Raw genomic sequence first — 25,823 nt, forward strand, 5'->3', positions numbered from 1 at the left:
ACCGATATGCCGAACAGGGAGCTAACATAGCATTCACTTACTTATCTAGTGTAGAAAAAGGTCAGGCACTTGAAAAAGAGTTACAGGAAAAAGGCGTTAAAGCTAAAGGCTATAGATCCGATGCCTCCGATTTTGCAGCCGCAGAGCAACTGATCAATGACGTGGTCAATGATTTTGGCTCTTTGGACATTCTTGTGAACAATGCCGGGATAACCAAAGACAACCTTCTGCTCAGGATCAACGAAGCTGATTGGGACGATGTAATTAATATCAACCTGAAATCTTGCTTCAATACCGTAAAAGCAGCCACCAAAACCATGATGAAGCAAAGAAGTGGCTCTATCATCAATATGACTTCTGTAGTAGGCCTGAAAGGTAATGCAGGACAAACCAACTACTCGGCTTCCAAGGCAGGTATCATCGGTTTTACCAAATCAGTAGCCCTGGAGCTGGGGTCAAGAGGAATAAGGTCTAATGCCATAGCCCCCGGCTTCATAGAAACTGAAATGACTGATAAACTTGATGAGAAAACGGTACAGGGCTGGAGAGATGCTATTCCTTTGAAAAGAGGAGGCAGACCTGAAGACGTTGCGGATGCCTGTGTATTCCTTGGCTCGGACATGTCATCATACATCACGGGTCAGGTGATCCAGGTTGATGGTGGTATGCTTACCTAAACAAAACCATACGAACTGAAAATAAAAGGCTCTTTTTGAATGATCTGCATTAATGGCATTCAAAAGAGCTTTTTCACTTATTTCCTTTCTGCTCTGAACTGCTGCCCTCCCTGGTATATAATGAGGGCAGGTGATTTATCTTTATTCTGCTCAAATTCAACCTCTACTGCTATTGCTTTCATAAAAAATTTATTATCAGAACCCGGAAAAATCTGAAAGGCTGCCTGCCCTTCAACTTGGAAATAATATTTATCTTCTTCCTCCCAAACCTTTACGGCCTTGCCCTGTAAGCTGTATTCTCCGGTATATTTCTCAAAAGCACCCTCGTCCAGTTCCACTTCATGCTGTTCTTTCATACGTGGTGCCTTAAATTGGCTCCCATTCTGAGTATGCATTGCGTAATCGGCAACCCCATCGCCACTTAAATGAAAGGTAATTTGAGCATCAACGACCTTCCAAAAAAACTCATGTTTTCCCTTAGGGTAGACTTCATACCTGCTTTGCCCTGAAAGCTGTGCAAATAATTGATCATTCTCCCGGGATATAGTCATAACCGCCCCTCCCGGGTATTCATATTTACCGATATACTTGCTGTAATTTGAAGTATCAACAGCCACTTCTTTTTCCTCCTTCAAATACTGTTTAAAGAATACTTTAACAAGATACTCTGCAAGGTTGGCCGGAATGATATTCTTTGGAGGAGAACTGTTAGTCAAAACTATGACAGTGGCATCAATCTCAGGATAATAAGCGAGATAAGATAAAAAACCATGTAAGCCTCCCCCGTGAGCAATCCTTTTAAGTCCTTTATATTCGCCAATGCCCCACCCGTAGCCATAGGGGTGGTCGCTGCCATCATTCAAGACCACGTTGCTATGAGCTTTTGCCAGGCTTCCTGCCGTCAACAGATGGCCTGCAAACAACTGCCGGTTCCAGTTATACAGATCCCGGGTGGTGCTATAAAGATTACCTGCCCCACCTGCCCAGGTCATATCCCAGTCAAGGGCTTTGCTTATTTTTCCACTTTCGTAAGCATAGCCCACAGCTTCATTTTTATAAGTAGCTCCATTTTTGTAAACGCCGGTATTTTTCATTTTAGCCGGCTTAAAAAAGTGCTTACTCAGAAACTTCTCATAGGTCATGCCCGAAACCTGCTCTACAAGATAGCCCAGAATATAATATCCCGAATTATTATATTTCCACTGCTCTCCCGGTTCGAATTCATATCCCAGAGATTTTATGGAACCTATAAGTTCTTTGTGATTTACAGGCTGTTCTACCTTCTCTATAAAACCGGGTTGATCGGTATAGCTCCGGATGCCGCTGGTGTGAGTGAGTAAATGATGAATGGTTACACTTTCTCCTTGAGGAAAGTCCTGAATATACTTTATAAGTGGATCATCCAGCGACATTTTTCCCATCTCTACCAGTTTAAGAATTGCCGCCGCCGTAAATTGTTTGGATACTGAACCGATACGGAATATGGTTTCATTGTCAGCCTTCACCCCTTCATCAGCATTCCCCAGTATTTTTTGGTAAATGATTTCATCTCCTTTGCCCACCAAAACAGAAACGGCATGCTCATTTTCAGGCAGGCTTTTTTGTAATACGGAATCTGCCTTATCCGAAAACCGCTGGGCATTTAACCCTGGCTGGAAGATTATAAAAAGGCTAATGAAAATTAAAGTCCACTTCATAATTTTATGGTTTGGTTAAAATAAAGGTCTGCATTTAACATTTCAGGACAAAACGTAAAGAGGCTGATCGGTTTATTTTTAATGATCAGTTCTTAAAATTGCGCTAGTCGATGCAATCCAGTAACTTCAATTTATGCGGCTTATCTCACATCCTGTATTATGTAATTACTATGTCACGTACAGGTGTAATGCGCGCTGCGGGTTTTGCGACATCTGGGAGCGGCCGTCCCCGTACATTGACCTGCCTACTGCGGAAAAAAATTTCACGGACCTAAAAAAGCTGGGAGTAAAAGTAATTGACTTTACGGGAGGCGAACCACTGCTGCACCGGGAGATAGATAAATTGCTAGGGCTGGCAAAAGAGTTTGGGTTCATCACCACCCTCACTTCGAATTGCTTACTGTACCCGAAGTGGGCAGAGCGACTAAAAGGCAAAGTGGATATGCTTCACTTTTCCCTTGACTCTCCCGTTAAGGAAGAGCATGACCTTTCAAGAGGTGTCGCCTGTTACGATTTTTTGGTTGAATCTATCGCAAAAGCTATTTCCCTGGGAGAAAAACCTGACATACTCTTTACTGTTTTTGAAACCAACGTGCACCAGATAGAGGAAGTTTACAACAAATTTTGCAAGCCTAACGGGCTCGTACTGATCCTGAACCCTGTTTTTAAATATAATGAGGTGGATACCGGTGAGAAGCTCTCTAACCTGACCTTGCAGCAGCTTAAGCGATGGTCAAAAAAACCTGGCATTTACCTGAATGAGGCTTTCATCCAATTAAGAAAGGATGGCGGAAACCATATAAGCAATCCGGTATGTAAGGCAGGGAGCTCAACAATTGTAATTTCCCCTGAAAATGAGCTGGTGTTACCCTGCTATCATTTAGGTATAAAATCACTGCCTATTAAAGACAACCTCTACCATCTCTACAATTCTGCTGAAGTACAAAAGCTGATTTCACTCGAAGGCAAATACCCTCAGTGCGAAGGCTGCACCATCAACTGTTATATGCAACCCTCTTTTGCCGTAGAACTCAACAAATACTGGTGGAAAGCGTTGCCCGGCACCATCAAATACAACCTGATGAAAGGTACCTGGAAGCAGCTTTTTTAAGACTCATAAAAAAATTAATCACCAGATACTCTACTGACATAAGGCTGTCACTTCTCCCCCTTTACTTTGCTTAAAAGCAAGTTCAAAGACCTTTTAATATTAGTAAAGATGACAACATTAGCCTATCCAAAATCAGAAGCAGCTATACTTCCTACACCAGACCCCATCTATTATCAGGCTGGTGATGAACCCGACATGATCGAACTAACACCTATAACCTACTTATCCTTAGCAGGAATAGGTGCCCCGGATGAAGCAAGGTTTATAAACTCTATAGAAGCCATCTATGCTGTAGCCTATAATTTAAAATTCACAAGCAAATATGCAGGCAAGGATTTTATTGTTCCAAAGATAGAAGCTCAATGGTGGAGCGAAACCGGGTTGTCTCTGGACATAACACCTCAAGCAGAATGGTACTGGAACATCCTGATCCGGCTCCCTGAGTTCATTGGCACAAAAGAAGTTGATAAGGCTGTTGAAGAGGTGATTCATAAAAGCAATATTACGCTGGCCGCCGAAGTGCTGCTTACCACACTTGATGAAGGCAAATGTGTGCAGGTATTACATCTCGGCCCTGGAGAGGAACAATTGGTGATGGAAAAAATAATGGAATATATGGACACGAACAATCTGAAAGTCAATGGGTGCCTTCATGAGATTTACATTACTGCCCCGCACCAGGCGTCCAGCAAGCAGTCAAAGACAATTATCAGATACCCGGTAAGTAAAGCATAAAACCGCCATTGGATCAGCAAACATTAAGAGGTAACCCCAAAATCAGAATTATTTTTGTCGATTCGTCGACGAATAAGTCGATTCATCGACAAACCACTTAAAAGAGAGTAAAAAATTGGGTTATTTTAAGATAACCGCAAATAAAATACTGAACACGGTCGTTATAGCTCTACAACAAAATAAAACCATGCAAAACGAAAGAAAAGAAATCAAATTAAAAAGGGCCCTGATACTGGGGAACTTTTACAACAAAAGTGTCCGAATCGTTAAAGTTATCAACGAAGGGTATGAAACCATCGTCGACACTATTGTAGGCTTAAAACAGGACATCGTACTAACAAAGGGAGGCTTATCTATTCCGAAAGCTTCAATCAAGACTATATATCAGCTTTAAGAAAAGCCACGGCTATTCTTAAAACATAAATCCTAACCGGATATAAAAAAGAGTTTCTTCTTCAGAGTGACCCACTTCTGCTGATACTACTGTTGTGTTAAAGGGAGCGATCCACAAACCTCCCCCGTAGCCGTGATGCCACAGGCTGGAATCTTCACCATCGAGCCAGACTCTTCCTATATCGTTGAAGGCCAATATTCCCATACTGGCAGGGAAAATATATGTTCGGAATGAAAACAGGTTCCAGCGTGCTTCAAAATTGTTATAAAACTTGGTATCTCCATAAAAACGTGTTTTACGATATCCACGCAACTCAGATTTACCATCCAGGATTTGCGCCTGATAGAATTCATAATCACCAAAATTACTCCCAAACCCAAAGCGTGTTGCCAATGTAAATGAGGAAGGCAACCTTAGGGTATAGTAGAAAGCCAGGGCAGAGTTAAAAGAAGAAAAGGTTTTTTCCGCATTGCTTATCCCGGTAAGTACAGAGGCTTCATTGTTCCAGAAAACACCTGCCGTAGTTAGCTGGGCACTATTACGCTTATCAAAAGTAAGGTTCAAAGCACCTCCCGTATAACCTTTATACACATCAAAATCTACAGCCCCGGTAGCGTTATTAAAATCAGTAATAAAGCGGTCGTCATCATCAGTGTCTTCTATTTCTATAGCCTGGTATTTATGTGAGACTGAGAATGTGGCAAAGCCTCCTATCTTTTTATAGAGGCCAACCTCTGACGAAACCTCCTGGAAACGTAGCCTGTAATAGCTAATGGGGCGTCCTACGTTCGTTACTTCATCAATATCCTGATTAAACTCTGTTTCATTGCCCAGGCCGAAGAAGTTATTTACATAATTTGGTTGCTTTACGCTAAGCTTTACGCTCAAATTCCAATCACTGATGGCATGGGTAAAATCTCCTGTGTACCTAAAATCGTATGAGGAGGTTTTCAAAGCATAACTTGCCAATAATGTATGTTTGCTTTTATACGGCTCCTTTCTAAATCCATGAGTAGTGTACATGAAGCCACCCCCAATAAAAAGGCCGTCATCCGGGTTAAGGTTACCCGTAACCAGCGGCATTAGCACATCATACTTATAGGCCTTACGATCATAACGGTGTACCTCAGGGTTGTCTGACAGGCGCTTTTTGCTCTCACTGTTAAATTCAAATTCATTGCCGAGCCTGGTGTCATAAAAAATATTTTTTTTACCTAAACCTGCCACATGGGATCTATCTTTCAGGATATCCTCATCCTCTCCGCCTATTACCCTTATTTTAATGCCTCCTTTACTTTCTCCCTCAATTAAAAATTCATCTTCACCTCCCAGGCCGTACAGTCTTATCTCCCGGGTTTCCTCCTTATTAAAAAGGCGGTCATAGATCTTTTTCTTTTTCTCTCCGTCCTTTTTCATCTTGCGAACTACTACATGTACATCACCATTTTCATGCCTGGTTACATGAAAGTACTCATGCTTATCGCTACCTACCACATCAACTTCCTCAGCAAGGAACAAGTAATGTTCAATAGCATATTGCTCCAGCTTGTCCCTTCTTGATTTAATTTTTGCAACCACTTCTTCACCATGCAAGGCATAGATGGAGTCGGGCCACTGACGGATAGCCTCTTCAATTTTAGCATCAGTCAGGCTATCTTGGATGGCCCGGACTGTGGCTATCCAGTCTTCTTTGGAAAGACCGGTAAGGAACGAGCGATCGAAATAGCGCGCATTAAACATAAAGCCGGAGGGCCACCTTACATCATAGTCAAAGCCTTCCAGCTTAGGCAAAGCCCATTTTCTGCTTACCAGACTGGGCAGCAGACCTTCATTCACAAAAAAGGCCTGATCACGGTCGCGAGGAATGGGCCTGTATATATCACCCTTCTCATCTTCTTTATCAAACCTTGCCCAACGCCACTGGTCATCATGACGGTCCCAGTCACCAATAACCAAGTCAAAGAGCCGGGATTTTAATGTAAATTTCTGATCTACCTCATTGTCATTATCATCTATCAGCTTATCCAGCACTTTGGAGGTACTTACGATCTTTTCCGAATTACCAAAAAAAGGTGCATCCGACCAGTCATCATCCGGCCTTTCTTCATAAAGCGCCAGCGTATTGGCAAAAGTCTTTTGATATTCTCCAAACCTGGGATCATCCGGAATATAAACCAGCTTCGGATTGGTGTGATAGATGCCTACTGCATCGGCAAGTCCGGGGACTACAAAAGCACCATAAGGATGAGCAGCAGAAATCTGGTCCTGCACAAGGTCAACCGCAAAAGTCTCTCTTAAGAATGCCGGCACCGCATTCTCAGGATATTTTTCAATAGACCTTAACACATATTGTTTGCCATTCGCAGCTTCCAGCCTCAGAGACTTGGTTTGCATCCCTCCACCGCGCTGCACAATCTTTAACCCTCCATGCTCGCTGCCAATATCAAAAACCGGAATTTCAATTTTCTGTTTCCACTCTGCCCGGTAGTTTTCTCCCATAAGCGCTTCCCCAAGGCCTTTCTTCATGCCGTACTGATTACTGGCATTAGCAACTGCAACACTGTCTTTGAGGTTAAACTTGCGCTCAAACTCTTCGGTAGTCAGCTTCGGTTGAAAGGGCTTTTTGTAAAGTGTTTTCTCAAAAGCCAGCTTCCCGGAAGGCTCATCATCCTTCGCAGGTTTCCAGTATTCAACTTTAACCTCTCCATTTTTATAAAAATCAAGCCGCGCAAAACCATATACGGACTCCGTATACTCTGCAAATCCTTTGGTTCGTACATACTCCGTTTTACACCCCGAGCCGCTTACAATATAATGTATGCTGTCTTTATAGATATACTCCAGTGCATGTTCATGGCCGGAAACATGGATAAGGCCGGGGTAATTATCAAAAATATTGACCATGCTATTTCGCATTCCTCTGTATGTGGGATGGGAGATGTCCTGGATATTACCAAACACTTTACGAAAGAATGGGTATATGGAACCTACAACCGGCATGGGAATATATAATGGTGGCGCCAGCTCCGTTAGTGGAAAAAAATGATCTTTAACTGTATTAAACCCTCCATGATTGCCGTAAGAATACATAGGATGGTGGGTAGCTACAATAATTTTCTTCTCGGGGTTTCTTTTAATGATGTCATCCATCAACTGTAAAACCTCAATAGGGTTGCCTGTGGGGCAATCGCCCTGCAATTCATTAGGCTTATCCCATCCGTGCAAAAACCATTGGGTATCGATGATGATCAATTCTATTTCCTCATTGAGGGATACCGCAACAGGCCCCGGACATCCATTGTCAGGAAGGAAAACATTCACACCCTCCGCTTTGCCCTCAATATAATCTTCCTGGTTTTGCAAATATGACCAGCCATAACTTCTCCCCTGGGCCCAGTCATGGTTACCCGGGATAAAAAAATATTTACCGGCGTAGCCAGTGGTCAAAGCCAATTGCTTATCGATAGCAGCTTCAGAAGCCTCCCTGTCAAGACTGTATGAAGGCGGCATACCTTTCGGGTACAGGTTATCCCCGAGAAAAATCAAACTGCTTTTATCTCCGGCTGAATCAAGTTGTTGCTTAAGCACCTCAAAGATTTTTTTCTGCCCCTGAGTGATTTTCCCCGCATCACCAACCAGAAAAACAGAGTACGTAAGCGTATCAGAAGAGTTGGGCTGGCTGTAACCGCTTAATGTGCAAACCAGAATCAAAATCCCTAAAACAAAAGATTTTTTCATAAAAACGAGGTTGAAGTTAAAAATTAGCCAAAACCGCTTTAACTTCTAGTAAGACTTATAACTAATTTTAAAAATTCTGCCTCTGGCCCCATCACCTTCACTGGAGAGATACATGGTGCCGTCCCCGGCAAAGCATATACCTTCCGGTTGCCGGTAAATACCCCCATCAAGGCGCACTACCTCCTTAAGTTTATAATCAGGCGAGAGCACTACCAACACTTTGTCTGCGGAAAGCCAGTATATATCAGAAGTCAAAGGATGAACGGCTATTGCAGATGGATCAAAACTATGGATTTTGTTAAAAAACTTTCGGTTCTCAATGAAAGCTTCGATCTCCTCTTCTTTCAGATTAAAAAGTGGTTTGCCTGCCACCTTCTTCTCTTTTGGGTCATACTCATAAACTGCCTTACCTTTAACCTTATTGTCTTCAATCTCTCCTTTGCCTTTACAGGCAAGCAATAGCTTTTCCCCGGAAACAGATAGCCCTTCAATATCATTACCGGAAGAAAAATCCGTATCCACCTCCTCAGCCTCTACTTCATCATTATCTGATATTTCGAAGGAAAAAACATCACCGTTGCTCTTCACTATATACACTCTATTGCCGATGGCTTCTATTCCTTCATAATCTCCGCCCTTGGCAAACTTAATTTTGCGCTCTACTTCACCATTTTCTGCTTTTAGCACATAAACATAGCCCTGCTCATCTTCTACTGCCAGCAGGTGGTCTGCACCAAACACCGAAAGGCCGGAAATCTCCTCCAAGTCGTAGTGAAGCAAATACTTCTCATCAGGAGCGTACAATTTATACGGCACCTTATGATGATCATAATCCATATAAATACTATCCGAAACCGTATTAGTAATGCTATTGCAATTGAGCGTTGAAAGGGCTAAAAACGAGAAGGCACAGCACGTAAAAATCAGGTCTTTCAAAATGTCGTTGTTTGGTATTCAACAAATTTCCAGAAAAACAGTTTGACAAAAAAATAGTCCATATTTTTATTAGTTATCAGTAGCAGTATCTTTGTGCATGCATTTAAAAAATGACCTAATTCTTCGCACTATTAAAGGCGAAAAAACAGAACGTACACCTGTATGGCTCATGCGCCAGGCCGGACGCATACTACCAGAATACAGGGCAGTAAGAAACTCGCTCTCCGGGTTTAAAGAACTGGTAGAAACCCCTGAGCTGGCTGCCGAGGTTACTATTCAGCCCGTGGACATCCTTGGTGTTGATGCTGCCATTATATTTTCAGACATCCTGGTTATCCCCGAAGCCATGGGGCTACCTTATGAGATGATAGAAAAGAAGGGGCCTCGCTTCCCTTCCACCGTCAAAACCGCAGCGGATTTAAAAAAATTAAAAATTGCTGAAGCTGATGACATCAGCTATACCATAGAGGCAATAAAAATAACCAGGAAGGAGCTACAGGGACGGGTTCCACTTATCGGATTTGCCGGTGCTCCATGGACCATTTTTGCATATATGGTTGAAGGCAGTGGCAGCAAAACGTTCTCAAAAGCCCGTGCCATGCTTTATACAGACCCTAAAATGGCCCATCAATTATTACAAATGATCACCGACAGTACCATTAACTATCTGAAAGGACAAATAGCTGCCGGCGCTGACCTTGTTCAAATATTTGATTCATGGGCGGGAATACTGCCACCTGCTCACTATGAAGAGTTTAGCCTAAAATACATCAGCCAGATATGTGATGCTATCCCGGAAGTACCCAAAACAGTATTTGCAAAAGATGCTTATTTCGCCCGAAAATCGCTGGGACAAATTAACTGCAACACCATTGGGCTGGACTGGTGCATGGACATTAAAGAGTCGAGGCAGTTGATTGGCGAAAACAAAACATTACAAGGCAATCTTGACCCATGCGTATTATATGCCGATGAGCAAGCTATTACCGAGGCCGTAAAAGCCATGCTCGATCAGTTTGGGCCGCAAAGGCACATAGCCAACCTGGGCCATGGAGTGTATCCGGATACTGATCCCGGTAAGGTTAAATTCTTTGTAGATACGGTAAAAGAATACAGTGCTGCAATGCACTAAAATTATTATTCTTCTTTCTTATTTTTTCATGAAATACATTTAACTTGACTTAGTTAATTATAAGAAATCATGAAAAAGCCTTTACTTTATCTGGCTCTTTTACTGTTCAGTACAGTAGCCTATGCCCAGGACAAAGCTGTTCATTACAAGGAACTACAAAAACACCTGCCAGAATCTTTGGCAGGGTTTACGGCTGAGGGTGACCCTGATGGCAACATGTTTGAAATGAACGATATGTCGTATTCATCCGCTATGCGGGAATATAGCAAGGGAGATTCATACCTTACCGTTACCATAATGGATTATAAAGGCGCGGCATCCATGTATCAGGGTTCTACTATGGCCTGGAACAATTCCATGTCGTATGAAGATGAGGAGCAAAAAGCACATAGTGTCAGCATCAATGGCATGAATGGTTGGTTTAGCTACGACAAGTCCAACAAAGAGACGACCTTACTACTCGGAATTAACGGAAGATATCTGGTGACGATCAACATCACTGAAAATGAGGACGAAGACCTGGCAGAAAACATAGCAAAAACACTTAACCTGAATGGCCTGCCACAATAACTGATACTCTTTGCGGAAGAAAAATAAAAGCTCAACCCGGCATTGCCGGGTTGAGCTTTTTAATAAGTTTTATATATATCTTATTGAAGCATTTTGATCAAAACTGAGAGCTTACTCTTCAAGTTTCTTCTATCCACAATGAAATCAAGGAAACCGTGCTCCAGTACAAACTCCGCACTTTGAAAACCTTTGGGCAGATCTTTACCAATAGTCTCTCTGATTACCCTTGGGCCTGCAAAACCGATCAAAGCTCCCGGCTCAGCAATATTGAAATCACCCAGCATGGCGTATGACGCCGTTACCCCTCCGGTTGTAGGGTCAGTAAGCAACGATATGTACGGGATTCGTGCCTCGCTTAGCAGTGCAAGCTTGGCAGAAGTTTTAGCCATTTGCATAAGCGAAAGGCCGGCTTCCATCATTCTGGCACCACCTGATTTGGAAATCATCAAAAACGGGATCTTCTCCTTAAGAGAGTAGTCTATTGCCCTGGCAATCTTCTCTCCCACAACCGATCCCATAGAACCTCCAATAAAGTTAAAGTCCATACAGGCTATGGTTATATCGAGCCCGTTAAGCTTACCATGGGCTGTACGCACAGCATCTTTTAGATCTGTTTTAGCCTGGGTTGCTTTTATCCTGTCCGGGTACGGCTTGCTATCCGTAAATTTCAACGGGTCGGCAGACTCCATTTCAGGATCAAGCTCTGTAAACTTGTTATTGTCAAAAAGGATTTCAAAATACTCTTTGGATCCTATTCTTGCATGGTAGCCGTCTTCAGGACTTACGTACGCATTATTCTTTAACTCTCTGGTATGAACAATTTTACCACTTGGAGTTTTAAACCAAAGTCCGTCCGGTGCCTCTTTTTTGGCCTCTGTCGGGGTTTGAATACCTTTATCTTTTCTTTTAAACCAGCTCATGAGGTTAATTTTATATGGATCAATCCTTTATAGGATATGACACGTCAATATAAGTAATGTAATCTTTGCAAATATCTGCAGTATCGGTCAGCTTTCAAAAATTAGCCTTAAGAATGTGACCAACTTGAATTATTTAGTTTATTTGCAAGGCTTTTAAAGCTATTTATTATTATCTAACCTATAAAAAACGAAAAAATGTCCGCTTCACAATTTAAAGCCGGGGTTTTGACCGGTGATGACGTTCAGAAACTTTTCCAGTTTGCAAAAGACAAGCAATTCGCCCTTCCCGCTGTTAACGTAGTAGGTACAAACTCTGTTAATGCCGTAATGGAAACCGCCAGTGAGTTAAATTCACCGGTAATTATCCAATTTTCCAACGGAGGTGCAAGCTTCTATGCCGGTAAAGGCCTGTCTAATACCGATCAAAAGGCTGCCATAGCCGGAGCTGTTTCTGGCGCACACCACGTTCACCTGCTTGCCGAGCAATATGGTGCAAGGGTAATTCTCCACACCGACCATGCTGCCAAAAAGCTGTTGCCCTGGATAGACGGTATGCTGACTGCCGGTGAGGATTTTTACAAAGTGCACGGCAAATCGCTCTACAGCTCGCACATGATTGACCTTTCAGAAGAGTCTTTGGAAGAAAACATCGAAATATGTAAGCGGTACCTCGAGCGCATGAGTAAAATGGACATGACCCTCGAAATTGAACTGGGCGTAACCGGTGGTGAAGAAGACGGCGTGGATAATACAGGCATTGACAGCTCTAAACTATATACTCAACCTGAAGAAGTAGCCTATGCTTACGAGGAGCTGAGAAAGGTGAGTGACAAGTTCACAATTGCCGCGGCGTTTGGAAATGTGCATGGTGTATACAAGCCAGGCAATGTAAAGCTGACACCAGTGATCCTAAAGAATTCTCAGGACTATATTCAGGAAAAATATAATACCGGTGAAAAACCTGTTGACTTTGTTTTCCATGGAGGTTCAGGCTCCACTGTAGAAGAAATCAGGGAAGGTATTTCATATGGTGTAATTAAAATGAATATCGACACTGACCTGCAATGGGCATACTGGGATGGCATCCGCCAATACTATCAGGCCAATGAAGGGTACCTGCAAGGACAGATCGGAAACCCTGAAGGTGACGATGTGCCTAACAAAAAATATTATGATCCACGTGTTTGGTTAAGAAAAGGAGAGGAAACTTTCAAAGCCAGATTGAAAAAGGCTTGCGAAGACCTTAACAACATAGGTACCCTTGCTTAAGGAGTACCTACTTCTATCAACAAAAAAAAGATCGTCGGGCTGACGATCTTTTTTTATGTCTTAACAAATAAGAAGAAGGATTACAATTTCTCCTTGATTCTTGCAGCTTTACCTTGTCTTCCTCTCAGGTAGTACAGTCTTGCTCTTCTTACTTTACCTCTTCTCACCACTTCAATCTTTTCGATGCTTGGTGATAAGATTGGGAATATTCTTTCGATACCAATACCATTGGAAACCTTTCTAACAGTGAAAGTCTCACCGTTTGAATTCGGATGTCTCCTTTGTATTACAGTACCCTGGAATTGCTGAATTCTTTCTTTGTTACCCTCAGTAATTTTTACGTGTACGTTAACAGTATCTCCAGCCTTGAAAGAAGGGAATGAAGCTCTTCTCTCGTTGTTTTCTGCTTCCAATGATTTGATAATATCGTTCATGATTTCTATCGCTAAAAAGTCTCTGTTCCAAAAATCGGACTGCAAATATAATAATAATTTTAGAAATACACGAAACTACCTTAAAAATATAAATAGGTCAAAAATTTTTGTTTATTAATTTTTAAAAAAGATTAAACAAAAAATTCCGTACTTACGTTAAAGCTTATAAGAGAACAGTTACAATTTGTAATTATACACAGGTATATAAAATAGAGTGTCAATTAGTATCAGGTTTTGAAAAGCTATTTGCTGTATTAATGGGGTTATTGAAACAGAAATCCTTAATTACCTAAACAAAACAATACAAGAATAGCTGAGGTGGTTGGACTCAGGGCCTGCAGAGTTACGCACAAACGACTCTGGGGCCCTCTGTTTTTTTAAGGGATCAACTGAAAGCATATGAAGCAATGGATCTGAAAATGCATTGTGATGCTCACCACTTAGAAACAGTAAATAGCCCTTATTGTCGTTTTTACTAGTTTGCCAACTGCCTGTCAAACCCATAGGCGAACAGTTCGTGTCTACCCACAAATTCCGGCCAGATCCTTTTTAGGGTTACTTCAAAAGATTAGGCCGTCGGCTTTTCGTTCTCTCCACAGCCTGATTAAAGCGCCAGTCTTCTATTTTCTTTTCATGGCCGGAAAGCAAAATATCAGGCACCTTCATTCCTTCAAAATCAGCGGGTCTTGTGTATACAGGTGGGGCAACAAGGTCATCCTGAAAGGAGTCCGTTAAAGCAGAAGTTTCATCGGACAATACACCGGGCTGCAGCCGGATAATAGCATCTGAAACTACAGCGGCGGCCAACTCACCCCCTGACAACACATAGTCACCAATACTGATTTCCCTGGTAATAAAATGTTGCCTAACCCGCTCATCAACTCCTTTATAATGGCCACATAGAATAATAATGTTTTTATATAAGGAAAGCTGATTAGCCATGCTTTGAGTAAACTGCTCACCATCAGGACTCATATAGATAACTTCATCATAGGTCCGCTGAGACTGCAAATCGCGGATGCAGTTGGCAATTGGCTCTATCATCATTACCATACCTGCACCACCACCAAAGGCATAATCATCAATCCTCTGATGCTTATCAGTAGAATATTTGCGCAGGTCGTGAATGTTAACTTCAACAAGTCCTTTTTGCTGAGCCCGCCGCAGAATAGAATCCGAAAATGGACTATCCAGTAACCGGGGCAAACATGTAATGATATCAATTCGCATACTATTCCAGGTAAATGTCCAGCAGGCCTTCCGGAAGATCAACATTCAGTATCTTACTTTCATGGTCGACTTTGCCAATGATCTCATCATTAATGGGAACCAGCACTTCTTTGCCCTGATGGTCTATAGCCAGCAAATCCTGCTTAGGAGAGGTATAAACATCCTTTATTGTACCAATATCTCCTGCAGTAACATCCATTACATGATATGATATGATCTGGTGGTAATAAAATTTGTCGTCATCCAATTCGGGAAGTACTGTAAGTGGCAGGAACAGTCCCTTTCCCTTCAGTTCGTCAGCCTGCTCCGCAGTATTAACATCTTCAAACCTGACGATGGCTTTATTGCCTTTAATAGAAATGGATTCAATAAAAAAAGGAACCAGTTTGTCGTTTATTTCAACGAAAACTGATTCCAGATTCTGATATTCCTGAGGCACGTCAACATCGAGTAAAATATTGACTTCCCCGCTCAAGCCATGCTTCTTGATGACGTAACCAAGTTGGAAACACCCACCAATATTCATAGCTATTATTCTCCTTTGTTCTCTTCTCCTTCAGCAGGAGTTTCGCCCTGAGCTTCTTCAGTAGCCTCAGCAGATTCAGTTGCTTCGGCATCGGCCTGTGCAACAGCCTCTTCTTCGGCTGCATTTTTCTTTTTAAGAGCTTCAGCCCTTGCTTCTTTAACCTTAGTTTCAGCTTCTTTTCTAGCCTTAGCACTAGCAGCAGCTTCCTGAGCAAGTTTATCCTTCTTAGACTCGATCTTAGATTCTTTATCTTTCAACCAGGCTTCGAATTTCTTATCTGCCTCTTCCTGAGTTATCGCTCCTTTGTTAACACCAATTTGCAGGTGTTTCTTAAGCATAATTCCACGGTAAGAAAGCATAGCTCTTACTGTGTCAGTAGGCTGAGCGCCGTTCATAACCCACTGGAAAGCTTTCTCCTCGTTCAACTCAATAGTTGCAGGGTCAGTGTTCGGATTGTATCTACCGATCTTCTCAATGTAGCGACCATCTCGTGGTGCTCTCGCATCTGCTACGACTACATCGTACAATGCTTGTTTCTTGCGGCCTCTGCGGGCCAATCTGATTTTTACTGCCATTTTATTATTTGGTTTCTAAAATTACGGATCACGTCCGTCCTTTAAAAGACTGCAAAGATAAGGTTTATTTTCAAATAAATACATATAGCCCACAACAAAAGAAACAATCCCCTTCTAAAACACACCTTTATAAGCCAGATTCAGACAAAACAAATGCCTTTTAGAAACGTTCCAAAGATAACCGGCATAGACCACCTTTAAAAGTCATTTATAACTAATTGAAAATCAGCCAAATTTGTAAAAGCGAATAAACGGTTTTTTAATTGTATATATCTTACCTACATTTGTTTTACAATTTCACAAGAACAAACCCATGGATAAATATTCCTACATTTCCAACGCTCACGGCCATTATCTGGATGAGTTGTATCAATCATACAAGCAAGATCCCTCATCGGTAGATCAATCATGGCAGAAGTTTTTCGAAGGTTTTGAGTTTTCTCAACAGAAGTTTGGTGAAAACGGACATGTCACAACAGAAGAGATTTCCAAAGAGACTCAGGTACGTAACCTGATCCACGCTTACCGTTCACGGGCGCATTTGAAATCCGATACTAACCCGGTTAGAAAAAGGCGTAATCACAATGTAACACTTTCTTATAAAGATTTTGGATTGTCAGACAGCGATCTGAATACAGAGTTTGAGGTAGGTAGTGAAATAGGCGTCGGTAAAGCCAGTCTGAAAAAGATCATTGAAACCCTGGATAAAATCTATTTGGGCCATATCGGTTTTGAATATATGCACATCCGGGATTCTGAGATACTGGACTGGTTTAAAAGAAAGTGTGAAAAGGAGGCCCTTGACACCAATCCGGATAAAGACACAAAGCAGAGAATGCTTAGCAAGCTCAACGAAGCTGTAGTATTTGAAAACTTCCTGCATACAAAATTCCTCGGCCAAAAAAGGTTCTCATTGGAAGGTGGGGAAAACACTATTCCTGCCCTTGACCAAATCATACACTACGCTGCTAACTTTGATGTAAAAGAAGTAGTAATTGGTATGGCTCACAGGGGGCGCTTGAACGTGCTGACCAACATCATGGGCAAAACCTATGAAGAAATATTCAGTGAGTTTGAAGGAACTACCGATCCCGACCTGACCATGGGCGATGGTGACGTGAAATATCATATGGGTTATTCCAGCCGTATTAAAACGGGTTCTAATAAAGATGTTTATGTTAAACTAACGCCAAACCCATCTCACCTGGAAGCGGTTGACCCGGTAGTATTGGGTTACACCAGGGGCCAGATAGATGATGAGTATCACGGAGATAGCAAAAAAGCTATGTCTATCCTTATTCACGGGGATGCTGCAGTAGCAGGCCAGGGACTGGTTTACGAAATCATCCAGATGTCGGAGCTTGATGGCTACACTACCGGAGGAACCATTCATTTTGTGATCAACAACCAGGTTGGCTTCACCACCGACTATGATGACGCACGCTCAAGCATCTACTGTACCGATGTTGCCAAAATAATAGATGCGCCAGTACTTCACATCAATGGAGACGACCCTGAGGCAGTGGTATTTGCATCCAAACTAGCGGTAGAATATAACCAGAAATTTGGCAAAGATATTTTCCTTGACCTGTTATGCTATAGAAGGCATGGCCATAATGAAGCTGACGAACCTAAATTTACTCAGCCAAAACTATACAGTCTTATCGCCAAGCACCCCAACCCAAGGGAGATTTATGTAAAAACGCTCATCGAGCGTGGGGATATAGATGAAGAAAAGGCGAAAAAACTGGATAAGGAATTCAGGGATTTGCTTCAGGACCGACTTAATGAAGTGAAACAGAAGCCTCTTCCTTATAAGCCACAAAAAGTAGAAGAAGAATGGCAGCTATTGCACCGGGCCAAACCAGAGGATTTTGACGAATCCCCGGACACAAGTATTGGCCAGGATGTGGTGGATAAAGTAGCCAAGGCGCTTACCTCTCTTCCCAAAGGCTTTAAACCCCTTAAGCAGATTGACAAGCTTATTAAAGACAGAAAAGTAAACTTTTTCGAGAAAAAGGAGCTTAACTGGGCTGATGCTGAGCTGCTGGCCTACGGATCATTACTCACGGAGCAAAAACTGGTCAGGATGTCTGGTCAGGATGTGAAAAGGGGAACATTCTCCCACAGGCACTCTTTTGTGTTTGATGCCAATACCAACGAGCCTTACTGTAACCTTAACCATATTGAAGAAGGGCAGCAGAAATTCCAGATATATAACTCACTGCTTTCCGAATTCGGTGTTCTGGGTTTTGAATATGGTTATGCTATGGCCACTCCAAATGCATTGGTAATTTGGGAGGCACAATTTGGGGATTTTGCCAATGGCGCCCAGGTTATGATCGATCAGTTCATTACCAGTGCCGAATCAAAATGGCAACGCATGAACGGTTTAGTGATGTTACTTCCTCACGGCTATGAAGGACAGGGGCCTGAGCATTCCAATGCAAGGCCGGAAAGATTTTTGCAGCTAGCTGCAGAAGAAAATATGATTGCTGCCAACTGTACTACACCTGCCAACATATTCCACTTACTCAGAAGACAAGTGACCTGGAATTTCAGAAAACCATGCGTGGTATTTTCGCCGAAGTCCCTGCTAAGGCACCCCAAGGTGGTATCTCCGATGACAGATTTCACTGAAGGCAAGTTTCAGGAAGTTATTGATGATGCTGCAGTTACAAAAAAATCGGTTAAGCGGGTACTTCTCTGCAGTGGTAAAGTCTACTATGACCTGCTGGAGGAGCAGGAAAACAGAAAGACCAAAGACGTAGCTATCGTAAGGCTTGAACAATTATATCCTTTCCCTAAAAAGCAATTGGATAAAGTACTGAAACAGTACAAAAATGCTGAATTGTATTGGGTACAGGAGGAACCTTCCAACATGGGCTACTGGTGGTTTATCATGAGGTTTATGGAGGGCACTAAACTGGAACTCATTTCAAGAAAAGCCAGCGCCTCCCCTGCAACAGGCTATGCCAAAGTACATAAGGCAGAGCAAGCACGTATAGTAGAAAAAGCATTTGACAAGTAATAACACATTAAAAATATATTCCGATGAGTTTAGAAATTAAAATTCCTGAAGTAGGTGAATCAATCACCGAAGTAGTTATCGGCTCGTGGTTAAAGAGCGACGGGGACTATGTAGAACAGGACGAAATCATTGCAGAAATTGAAACTGACAAAGCTACTCAGGAATTTCCGGCAGAAGCTTCAGGCGTGCTTCGCATCAAAGCCAACGAAGGAGATACAGTTGCTGTAGGTGCTGTAATAGCCGAAATCGATACCGACGCCAAGGCTGACGGCAAGAAAAGCGACGATACTGCCAAAGAAAAGACCGCTGACACCAGCGCTTCCAACGACTCTGGCGAAGGCAAGAAAACCGGTGAAGTAAAAGAAATGCATGTATCAGAACTCGGGGAGTCAATCACCGAAGTTACATTAGCTTCATGGTTTAAAAAAGATGGAGATTTTGTAGAACTTGACGAAACTATTGCTGAAATCGAGTCGGACAAGGCTACATTTGAATTACCTGCAGAAGCAAACGGTATTCTTCGAACTGTGGCCAATGAAGGTGATACACTGGAAATCGGTGCACTTCTTTGCAAAATAGAAGTGATGGAAGGAAAGCCAGCGGGAACCTCTTCTTCAGCAAGCACGGAGAAAAAGCCCGAAGCTCAGTCTGCTCCGTCTTCCGATGAGAAAACTTATGCTACAGGCCACCCATCTCCTGCTGCTGCAAAAATATTGGAAGAAAAGGGTATCAGCGCCAAAGATGTAAAGGGTACCGGAGTAGACGGACGCATTACAAAAGAGGATGCCGAAAAAGCTCAAAAGGCTACCCAATCTCCAGCCAAAGAAGCTTCTAAACCTGCTCAGGCCGGCACTAGTCCGTCAGGAGCAAGGGATGAGCGCAGAGAAAAAATGACAAACCTGCGTAAAACCATCTCCAGAAGACTCGTAGCTGTTAAAAACGAAACGGCAATGCTTACTACCTTTAACGAGGTAGATATGAAGCCGGTGATGGACCTGCGTAAAAAGTATAAAGACCAGTTTAAAGAGAAGTATGGTGTGGGCTTAGGCTTTATGTCATTCTTCACCAAGGCCTGCTGTCAGGCGCTTAGAGAGTGGCCGGCGGTAAATGCTGCCATAGATGGAGAAGAAATAGTATATCATGATTATTGTGATGTTTCCATCGCCGTTTCTACACCAAGAGGACTCGTAGTGCCTGTAATCAGAAATGCTGAGTCAATGGACTTTCAGGGTATTGAAAGTGAAATCATCAGGCTTGCGGGCAAAGCTCGTGACGGTAAACTGACTATTGATGAAATGAGTGGTGGTACCTTTACTATTACTAACGGCGGCGTATTTGGCTCTATGCTTTCCACTCCAATTATAAACGCTCCGCAATCAGCGATTTTGGGCATGCACAACATTGTAGAGAGGCCGGTGGTGATCAATGGTGAGGTACAAGTAAGGCCCATCATGTATGTGGCATTGTCTTACGACCACAGGATAATCGATGGCAGGGAGTCTGTAAGTTTCCTGGTAAGAGTGAAGGAACTACTCGAAGACCCTGCCCGCTTAATGTTGGGAGTATAAATAAAACTTTAGCTTAAAAAATATTAACATGCAATACGACGTAACAGTAATTGGCTCAGGGCCAGGCGGATATGTAGCTGCTATCCGCTGCGCACAGCTCGGCTTCAAAACAGCCATTATTGAAAAGTATAATACCCTTGGAGGTACATGCCTGAATGTAGGTTGTATCCCATCTAAAGCTTTACTGGACTCTACCGAGCACTATCATAATGCTGTAACCCATTTTGAAGAGCACGGCATTGAGATCAGCAAGCCGAAGGTGAACTTAAAGCAAATGATTGACCGCAAGGCCAATGTGGTAAAGCAAACTTGCGATGGCATCGACTTTCTGATGAAAAAAAATAAAATAGATGTTCATCATGGAGTAGGTTCATTTGTTGACAAAAACACCATTAAAATCACTCCTGAAAAAGGGGATGCCAAGGAAATAAAGACTGACAAAGTAATTATAGCAACAGGTTCCAAACCTGCGGATTTGCCCTTTGCCAAAATAGACAAGAAACGGGTGATCAGCAGCACGGAAGCTTTGGAGTTGAAGGAGATACCTAAGCACCTGATCGTAATCGGAGGAGGTGTGATAGGCATGGAGCTTGGTTCTGTTTATGCACGTATTGGCTCAAAAGTTACTGTGGTAGAATATATGGACAGAATCATACCTACTATGGATGGTACTATGGGTAAGGAGCTTACAAGGGCTACCAAAAAGCTAGGCATCGACTTTAAGGTAAGCCACAAGGTAACTTCTGTTGAAACCAAAGGTAAAGAAGTTGTGGTGAAAGCCGAGGACAAAAAAGGTAGCACCGTTGAAGTAAAAGGCGACTATTGTCTTGTGGCTATCGGAAGGAAGCCTTACACTGCAGGTTTGGGGTTAGAGAATGTTGGTATTAAAACTGACGACCGGGGCAGAATAGAAGTTGACAATCATCTTAAAACCAATGTCGATAATATCTATGCCATTGGTGATGTGGTGAAAGGTGCCATGCTCGCACACAAAGCCGAAGAGGAGGGTACGATGGTAGCAGAACAACTGGCCGGACAGAAGCCACACATAAACTATCGCCTTATCCCTGGCGTAGTTTACACCTGGCCGGAAGTAGCCAGTGTAGGTTATACAGAAGAGGAGCTTAAAGAAGAAGGAAGGGCCTATAAAACAGGATCATTCCCATTCAAAGCCTTAGGTAGAGCCAGGGCCAGTATGGATATCGACGGTCAGGTAAAAGTACTTGCCGACAAACAAACAGACGAAATCCTGGGCATCCATATCATTGGCGCAAGGGCTGCGGATATGATCGCTGCCGGAGTTACTGCCATGGAGTTCAGGGCTGCAGCAGAGGACGTGTCACGCATGTCGCACGCACACCCGACCTACATGGAAGCAGTGAAAGAGGCTTGCCTTGCAGCAACTGCTAACCGACCAATTCACATTTAAATATAATATGCCCGGAGTACAGATTCCGGGCATCAATCTTTCCAGTCTATGTCCGTGACTTTAATTCTCGTAATCATCACTGTACTGACCAGTCTCTATGCCTGGAACAATCAAGACATCCTCAGAAAATGGATATTTAACCCATACAGTGTAAATGAATATGGGCAGTACTACCGTTTCATTACATCGGGCTTTATTCATAATGATTTTATCCACCTGCTCTTTAATATGCTTGTGTTATGGATGTTTGGTGAACAGGTTGAGTACATCTTTGCTGCTATCTACGGTGTTGCAGGAAAGGCTATTTTTGTCGCACTTTATATTTTAGGTATTATCGTTTCAGATATTCCTACTTATCTCAAGCATAAAGATCATGCTTATTACAATGCTTTAGGAGCTTCAGGAGGAGTGGCTTCAGTACTATTTAGCTTCATACTCTTTGCTCCTGCCCAAAAGCTATATTTGTACGGCATCATCGGCCTGCCAGGCATTGTCTGGGCAGCACTGTATATATTATACTCTGCTTATATGGGTAAAAGACAGGGAGACAATATAAACCATGATGCTCACCTTTACGGAGGATTGTTTGGAATTGTGTTTACTATACTGGTTTACCCTAAGGTAATCAGTCATTTCATAGGGGAATTGGGGGATTTGAGTTTTTTTTAAGGACGGCTAATAGAAAACTCTTTGCGTGCTTTATAAATTTTTCCATCAGTAGCTATTATTTCAACGTACACCAAGTAATCCCCCTCTACATCTGATTTATAAAACTCAAAAGCTGCTTCACCTGCATCATTGATCCTAAGATTGGGATTCCAGAATATTGTACATCTAAGGTCAGGAGCTTCATCAATCAGACGAGATAAAGTCTTAGGTTCCGTATTATCAATACCTCTAATCTTAGTAAAATGATCCCGTAGAGACTGTAATGGGTTAACAACATCTGATTTCAATTCAATTAATATAACCCCATGTTTACCAAACATACCATACCTTGCCTCCGAAGCAGGAGAATTGTACAAATGAATTTTAGCAATATCGCTAACATCAAACTCTAGAAGATATTTAATCTCAAAAGTTGGGATTCCGTTAATTAGTATAAGTGGTTTTTCTTTATATCGATGACTACTTTCCTTTGGCACTAACCTGAGTTCCTTACGCCCCTTACGCTTAACAACACGACATTTAGGCACAATTGCTTTCAAAGTTTCCTCAACCGTAGGAAGCGTCTGATAATCTGCCAGTTGAATAGAGTAATCTGGAACAACAAATTTTGATTCTTGCCTTGGAATGCGTTGCTCATCTGAGGCATAAACTTTTTGAACTAGAAGCCTTTTCCTACTCAATGCTATCATGCTGTTATAGTTACCACTAAGAGGTTCATTATTGTCTTCATACGAATACGAGCACTCATAATTGAGTATAGCATCAATTTCACCGAGTATTGTTCCATCCTCAGCAAATTGAACTGGCCAGATGGTACCGTCTCCTTCCTTCTCTTTGAGCCATTCTATAATACTCCCCTTTCTACCATAATAGGCTTCCTTGGCATAATACTCCTCCAGATTATAAACTGATATTCTTGAAGCAGGATCCTCTGTCAGCACATCCAATCTAATCTTTGGTGTTTCACAAAACTTATCATTCAGTGCCATTCCAGATTTTGGATAAGACCCCAAATTCTTATCAAAAACTTTAACAATTACCAAGGAATTATCATATACCTGACGAATACTAGAATTTATGGAAGCTCGAATGAGCTGACTTCTTTCTCCAACTTCAGTTAACTTGATATCAACAGTATCGGCTAAATCCTTTACAATTTCCTTCTTAGCCAACACTCGTCCAACAGAATCCTTTAGTATGTAAGTAGCCCTATATCCACTAGCTTTCGATGGTAAAGAGCCCATGACCTTAACGTTAGAAGCAAGATCAAGTTCAACAGTTGATATCAAGGAATCATTCAAAAATTCTTCTAATGTCGCTTTAGTACTATGCGGCGAGCTACCTCGTGAACTCTTTATTTGGAGAATGAATCTATTGTCGTTCTCTTTAATGTCAATTATTGCACCTATACTGGATACGGCAGGCAGCTTCACCTCTTTTAATTCTCCCTGATACACAAATCGCATTGTATAATGTTCTTTGCCAGGAACAAGTGTAAATTCACCAACCCCATAATTATCAGTAGAAACATCTGTCACTTCCGAATAAGTCTCATCATAAATTTTCCCGGATATCGGTATACCATCTCCGCTTACATCCTGGACATGCATCGTAATATGGTTCTCTACCCCAAATAGCAGTACTCCGGTACCTGTTTCTGTCTTAAACTTTATCTCAAGTTTCTCTGATGTCAAAGAATATTCATAGTCCTCCCCATATACTTCAATATCTACCCGACCTGAATGAACCTCACCACTTTCATCATGAGCAAAGACAGTATAATTTCCACTAACCAATTCAGGTGATAGTATAAGCTCTGCAGATTTGTTTAAACTATCGGTAATAATACGCTTTTCCTCTATTACATTCCCACCAGGTCCGACCAACTGCAGCCTGATTAGAATTTCGTCCTCCACAAGTTTACCTGTACCCACCTCTCTACATATGACCCCAACTTTAACCACATCACCAGATACATAAAAATGTGAATCAGCAACCAAATGCAAATACTGATTGTAAGCACATAGTTGCAAACTATGACTAATAAAAATACAACTTAATAATACTTTTAACATATTTAATACCACCATGAAGGCTTTGAATTAGTGATGGAAGTGTACCCTGATTGGTAATCAAGACAATTGTTACATACAGCAGGAGGAATATGCGGCGCTCCTGGTACCGGGGCACATAGATCATCCAGAGCTACATTAAATGGAAAATCAGATGGCTTTATAAACCATCGTGTTAGGGACTCATCCGCAACGATAAAATATCCGGATGTTTTCTCCTCAGGATTAGACACGTTGTATATATTACTCGGAATCTCAAATGGAGGTGGATCAAAAATACTTCCACCACCCTGCTCCCTCTGTATCTTAATGTTTTCCCAAAACTCGTAGGCACCCTTCCCAAGTGAATATTGAGTAACTAATACGCTAAATTCGTGTTCCACTCTTGAATTAGCGCTCAACTCTAAAAAAAACAAGGGTTGAATATATCCACCGGTAATATCCCTAACCATCGTATAATCTTTAAAATAATTTTCGTTAGAAATCCAACACCTTTTGTTTGGATGTCCAGTTGAGAGCAAGCCTGCTTGCACCTCCCATGCTGCTTCGTACTTCCATCTGTAAAATTTTTCTTCTCCTGTGTTTTCTGGTATTTCAATCCGTCCTTCTACACCCTGCACTACAACTGGCTTTTCTTCTCCTGCAACGTTCTTTAACACTTCTTTTTCCATAAATTCCGGTTGCACAGAAGATACAGAACCTACAACTGTCATGGTTTCTTCCATGGACTCATATATCTTTCCTTCTTTGGTGGTAATCCTCAATTTATAAATTCTATCCTCTAAAACTTTGAAATCAGCATCATAGAGCCTATAGGTACCAGAATTATCAAGATCTTCAAAATGCCATGTATTATCAAGATCATCCTGTAGGATCACTTCAGCCTCTAAAACGGGTTCATCCTTTTCGTTAGAAACCTTACCAGTATTAGACAGTTTAACACTAAAATATTCAGGATCAACCGGTAACTGTAAGCGATCGTTGTACGAAATATTAGTTATAGTAGATTCTACTACTAACCGAGATGGTTCAGATGAAGTATCAAAAGATACCAGTTCAATACAGGATCCTAGCACACCTACTGCCATTATTAATATTATCAATCTCATT

General features: G+C 42.0%; 21 protein-coding genes. 11 read left to right on the plus strand and 10 right to left on the minus strand.

Going from position 1 to position 25,823, the window contains the following annotated elements:
- A partial coding sequence (gene fabG, locus E1163_RS23390) for a 3-oxoacyl-[acyl-carrier-protein] reductase (protein ID WP_155174901.1) occupies positions 1–677 on the plus strand: 677 nt, incomplete at its 5' end.
- Between the two features lie 77 nt (positions 678–754).
- Here the strand turns inward: fabG and E1163_RS23395 are convergent.
- Positions 755–2,374, minus strand: coding sequence for a serine hydrolase (locus E1163_RS23395; RefSeq protein ID WP_155174902.1), 1,620 nt, complete (start codon positions 2,372–2,374; stop codon positions 755–757).
- A gap of 133 nt (positions 2,375–2,507) precedes the next feature.
- Here E1163_RS23395 and E1163_RS23400 point away from each other — a divergent pair, with 133 nt between their 5' ends.
- From E1163_RS23400 to E1163_RS23410, 3 genes are all read left to right on the plus strand, one after another.
- Complete coding sequence (locus E1163_RS23400; RefSeq protein ID WP_155174903.1) at positions 2,508–3,485, plus strand: radical SAM protein; 978 nt, start codon at positions 2,508–2,510, stop codon at positions 3,483–3,485.
- 108 nt (positions 3,486–3,593) lie between these two features.
- On the plus strand, positions 3,594–4,220 hold the full coding sequence (locus tag E1163_RS23405) for a GyrI-like domain-containing protein (RefSeq protein ID WP_155174904.1): 627 nt from the start codon (positions 3,594–3,596) through the stop codon (positions 4,218–4,220).
- A 187-nt stretch (positions 4,221–4,407) separates the two neighbouring features.
- Positions 4,408–4,614, plus strand: a complete 207-nt coding sequence (locus E1163_RS23410; RefSeq protein WP_155174905.1) for a hypothetical protein — start codon at positions 4,408–4,410, stop codon at positions 4,612–4,614.
- Between the two features lie 18 nt (positions 4,615–4,632).
- Here E1163_RS23410 and E1163_RS23415 read toward each other — a convergent pair whose 3' ends face one another.
- Entirely contained in the window at positions 4,633–8,352 is a 3,720-nt protein-coding gene (locus E1163_RS23415; RefSeq protein WP_155174906.1) for a metallophosphoesterase, read from the minus strand.
- Between the two features lie 45 nt (positions 8,353–8,397).
- Positions 8,398–9,288, minus strand: a complete 891-nt coding sequence (locus E1163_RS23420) for an SdiA-regulated domain-containing protein (RefSeq protein WP_155174907.1) — start codon at positions 9,286–9,288, stop codon at positions 8,398–8,400.
- 97 nt (positions 9,289–9,385) lie between these two features.
- On the opposite strand from E1163_RS23420, the gene hemE reads away from it, so the two are divergent.
- Positions 9,386–10,420, plus strand: coding sequence for a uroporphyrinogen decarboxylase (hemE, locus tag E1163_RS23425; RefSeq protein WP_155174908.1), 1,035 nt, complete (start codon positions 9,386–9,388; stop codon positions 10,418–10,420).
- A gap of 69 nt (positions 10,421–10,489) precedes the next feature.
- Entirely contained in the window at positions 10,490–10,990 is a 501-nt protein-coding gene (locus E1163_RS23430) for a hypothetical protein (protein ID WP_155174909.1), read from the plus strand.
- Positions 10,991–11,070: 80 nt separating this feature from the next.
- Here the strand turns inward: E1163_RS23430 and accD are convergent, their stop codons facing one another.
- Positions 11,071–11,910: an acetyl-CoA carboxylase, carboxyltransferase subunit beta gene (gene accD, locus E1163_RS23435; protein WP_155174911.1), complete on the minus strand. Its 840-nt coding sequence runs from the start codon at positions 11,908–11,910 to the stop codon at positions 11,071–11,073.
- 195 nt (positions 11,911–12,105) lie between these two features.
- Between accD and fbaA the strand changes: the two genes are divergently transcribed.
- The gene (fbaA, locus tag E1163_RS23440; RefSeq protein ID WP_155174913.1) at positions 12,106–13,179 is read left to right on the plus strand and encodes a class II fructose-bisphosphate aldolase; all 1,074 of its coding nucleotides are present in this window, start codon (positions 12,106–12,108) and stop codon (positions 13,177–13,179) included.
- An 80-nt stretch (positions 13,180–13,259) separates the two neighbouring features.
- Here fbaA and rplS read toward each other — a convergent pair whose 3' ends face one another.
- The 4 genes from rplS to E1163_RS23460 form a co-directional block, all read right to left on the minus strand.
- On the minus strand, positions 13,260–13,613 hold the full coding sequence (gene rplS, locus E1163_RS23445; RefSeq protein ID WP_155174915.1) for a 50S ribosomal protein L19: 354 nt from the start codon (positions 13,611–13,613) through the stop codon (positions 13,260–13,262).
- A gap of 555 nt (positions 13,614–14,168) precedes the next feature.
- Positions 14,169–14,843: a tRNA (guanosine(37)-N1)-methyltransferase TrmD gene (trmD, locus tag E1163_RS23450; protein ID WP_155174917.1), complete on the minus strand. Its 675-nt coding sequence runs from the start codon at positions 14,841–14,843 to the stop codon at positions 14,169–14,171.
- A 1-nt stretch (position 14,844) separates the two neighbouring features.
- Positions 14,845–15,369, minus strand: coding sequence for a ribosome maturation factor RimM (gene rimM, locus E1163_RS23455; RefSeq protein ID WP_155174919.1), 525 nt, complete (start codon positions 15,367–15,369; stop codon positions 14,845–14,847).
- A 5-nt stretch (positions 15,370–15,374) separates the two neighbouring features.
- Positions 15,375–15,944, minus strand: coding sequence for a 30S ribosomal protein S16 (locus E1163_RS23460; protein WP_155174920.1), 570 nt, complete (start codon positions 15,942–15,944; stop codon positions 15,375–15,377).
- A 313-nt stretch (positions 15,945–16,257) separates the two neighbouring features.
- Here E1163_RS23460 and E1163_RS23465 point away from each other — a divergent pair, with 313 nt between their 5' ends.
- Genes E1163_RS23465 through E1163_RS23480 form a run of 4 tightly spaced genes read left to right on the plus strand, consistent with a single transcriptional unit; the run spans position 16,258 to position 22,641 of the window.
- Positions 16,258–18,975, plus strand: coding sequence for a 2-oxoglutarate dehydrogenase E1 component (locus tag E1163_RS23465; RefSeq protein WP_155174922.1), 2,718 nt, complete (start codon positions 16,258–16,260; stop codon positions 18,973–18,975).
- A 23-nt stretch (positions 18,976–18,998) separates the two neighbouring features.
- Positions 18,999–20,543, plus strand: coding sequence for a 2-oxoglutarate dehydrogenase complex dihydrolipoyllysine-residue succinyltransferase (gene odhB / locus E1163_RS23470; protein ID WP_155174924.1), 1,545 nt, complete (start codon positions 18,999–19,001; stop codon positions 20,541–20,543).
- A gap of 28 nt (positions 20,544–20,571) precedes the next feature.
- Positions 20,572–21,972, plus strand: a complete 1,401-nt coding sequence (lpdA, locus tag E1163_RS23475) for a dihydrolipoyl dehydrogenase (RefSeq protein ID WP_155174926.1) — start codon at positions 20,572–20,574, stop codon at positions 21,970–21,972.
- Between the two features lie 48 nt (positions 21,973–22,020).
- Complete coding sequence (locus E1163_RS23480; RefSeq protein WP_155174933.1) at positions 22,021–22,641, plus strand: rhomboid family intramembrane serine protease; 621 nt, start codon at positions 22,021–22,023, stop codon at positions 22,639–22,641.
- On the opposite strand, the gene E1163_RS23485 is transcribed toward E1163_RS23480, so the two are convergent.
- Positions 22,638–24,716 carry a hypothetical protein gene (locus E1163_RS23485; RefSeq protein ID WP_155174935.1) on the minus strand — a complete coding sequence of 693 codons (2,079 nt, stop codon included), beginning with the start codon at positions 24,714–24,716 and terminating at the stop codon, positions 22,638–22,640. The two genes, E1163_RS23480 and E1163_RS23485, sit on opposite strands and share 4 nt — an antisense overlap.
- Before the next feature lie 2 nt (positions 24,717–24,718).
- Positions 24,719–25,822 (minus strand): DUF4249 domain-containing protein, encoded by a 1,104-nt coding sequence (locus E1163_RS23490; RefSeq protein WP_155174937.1) that lies wholly within the window; start codon positions 25,820–25,822, stop codon positions 24,719–24,721.
- Position 25,823 lies beyond the last annotated feature (1 nt).

The sequence above is a fragment of the Fulvivirga kasyanovii genome, assembly GCF_009711405.1.
Lineage (GTDB): Bacteria > Bacteroidota > Bacteroidia > Cytophagales > Cyclobacteriaceae > Fulvivirga > Fulvivirga kasyanovii.

Excerpts from the sequence above, each read along its gene's own strand:
- E1163_RS23415 (WP_155174906.1), bottom strand. The coding sequence starts at position 8,352 with ATGAAAAAATCTTTTGTTTTAGGGATTTTGATTCTGGTTTGCACATTA.
- E1163_RS23400 (WP_155174903.1), top strand. The coding sequence starts at position 2,508 with ATGCGGCTTATCTCACATCCTGTATTATGTAATTACTATGTCACGTAC.
- E1163_RS23410 (WP_155174905.1), top strand. The coding sequence starts at position 4,408 with ATGCAAAACGAAAGAAAAGAAATCAAATTAAAAAGGGCCCTGATACTG.
- rplS (WP_155174915.1), bottom strand. The coding sequence starts at position 13,613 with ATGAACGATATTATCAAATCATTGGAAGCAGAAAACAACGAGAGAAGA.
- E1163_RS23465 (WP_155174922.1), top strand. The coding sequence starts at position 16,258 with ATGGATAAATATTCCTACATTTCCAACGCTCACGGCCATTATCTGGAT.
- E1163_RS23405 (WP_155174904.1), top strand. The coding sequence starts at position 3,594 with ATGACAACATTAGCCTATCCAAAATCAGAAGCAGCTATACTTCCTACA.
- E1163_RS23480 (WP_155174933.1), top strand. The coding sequence starts at position 22,021 with ATGTCCGTGACTTTAATTCTCGTAATCATCACTGTACTGACCAGTCTC.
- E1163_RS23485 (WP_155174935.1), bottom strand. The coding sequence starts at position 24,716 with ATGTTAAAAGTATTATTAAGTTGTATTTTTATTAGTCATAGTTTGCAA.
- lpdA (WP_155174926.1), top strand. The coding sequence starts at position 20,572 with ATGCAATACGACGTAACAGTAATTGGCTCAGGGCCAGGCGGATATGTA.
- accD (WP_155174911.1), bottom strand. The coding sequence starts at position 11,910 with ATGAGCTGGTTTAAAAGAAAAGATAAAGGTATTCAAACCCCGACAGAG.
- E1163_RS23430 (WP_155174909.1), top strand. The coding sequence starts at position 10,490 with ATGAAAAAGCCTTTACTTTATCTGGCTCTTTTACTGTTCAGTACAGTA.
- E1163_RS23395 (WP_155174902.1), bottom strand. The coding sequence starts at position 2,374 with ATGAAGTGGACTTTAATTTTCATTAGCCTTTTTATAATCTTCCAGCCA.
- rimM (WP_155174919.1), bottom strand. The coding sequence starts at position 15,369 with ATGAATATTGGTGGGTGTTTCCAACTTGGTTACGTCATCAAGAAGCAT.
- fbaA (WP_155174913.1), top strand. The coding sequence starts at position 12,106 with ATGTCCGCTTCACAATTTAAAGCCGGGGTTTTGACCGGTGATGACGTT.
- E1163_RS23490 (WP_155174937.1), bottom strand. The coding sequence starts at position 25,822 with ATGAGATTGATAATATTAATAATGGCAGTAGGTGTGCTAGGATCCTGT.
- hemE (WP_155174908.1), top strand. The coding sequence starts at position 9,386 with ATGCATTTAAAAAATGACCTAATTCTTCGCACTATTAAAGGCGAAAAA.
- trmD (WP_155174917.1), bottom strand. The coding sequence starts at position 14,843 with ATGCGAATTGATATCATTACATGTTTGCCCCGGTTACTGGATAGTCCA.
- E1163_RS23460 (WP_155174920.1), bottom strand. The coding sequence starts at position 15,944 with ATGGCAGTAAAAATCAGATTGGCCCGCAGAGGCCGCAAGAAACAAGCA.
- odhB (WP_155174924.1), top strand. The coding sequence starts at position 18,999 with ATGAGTTTAGAAATTAAAATTCCTGAAGTAGGTGAATCAATCACCGAA.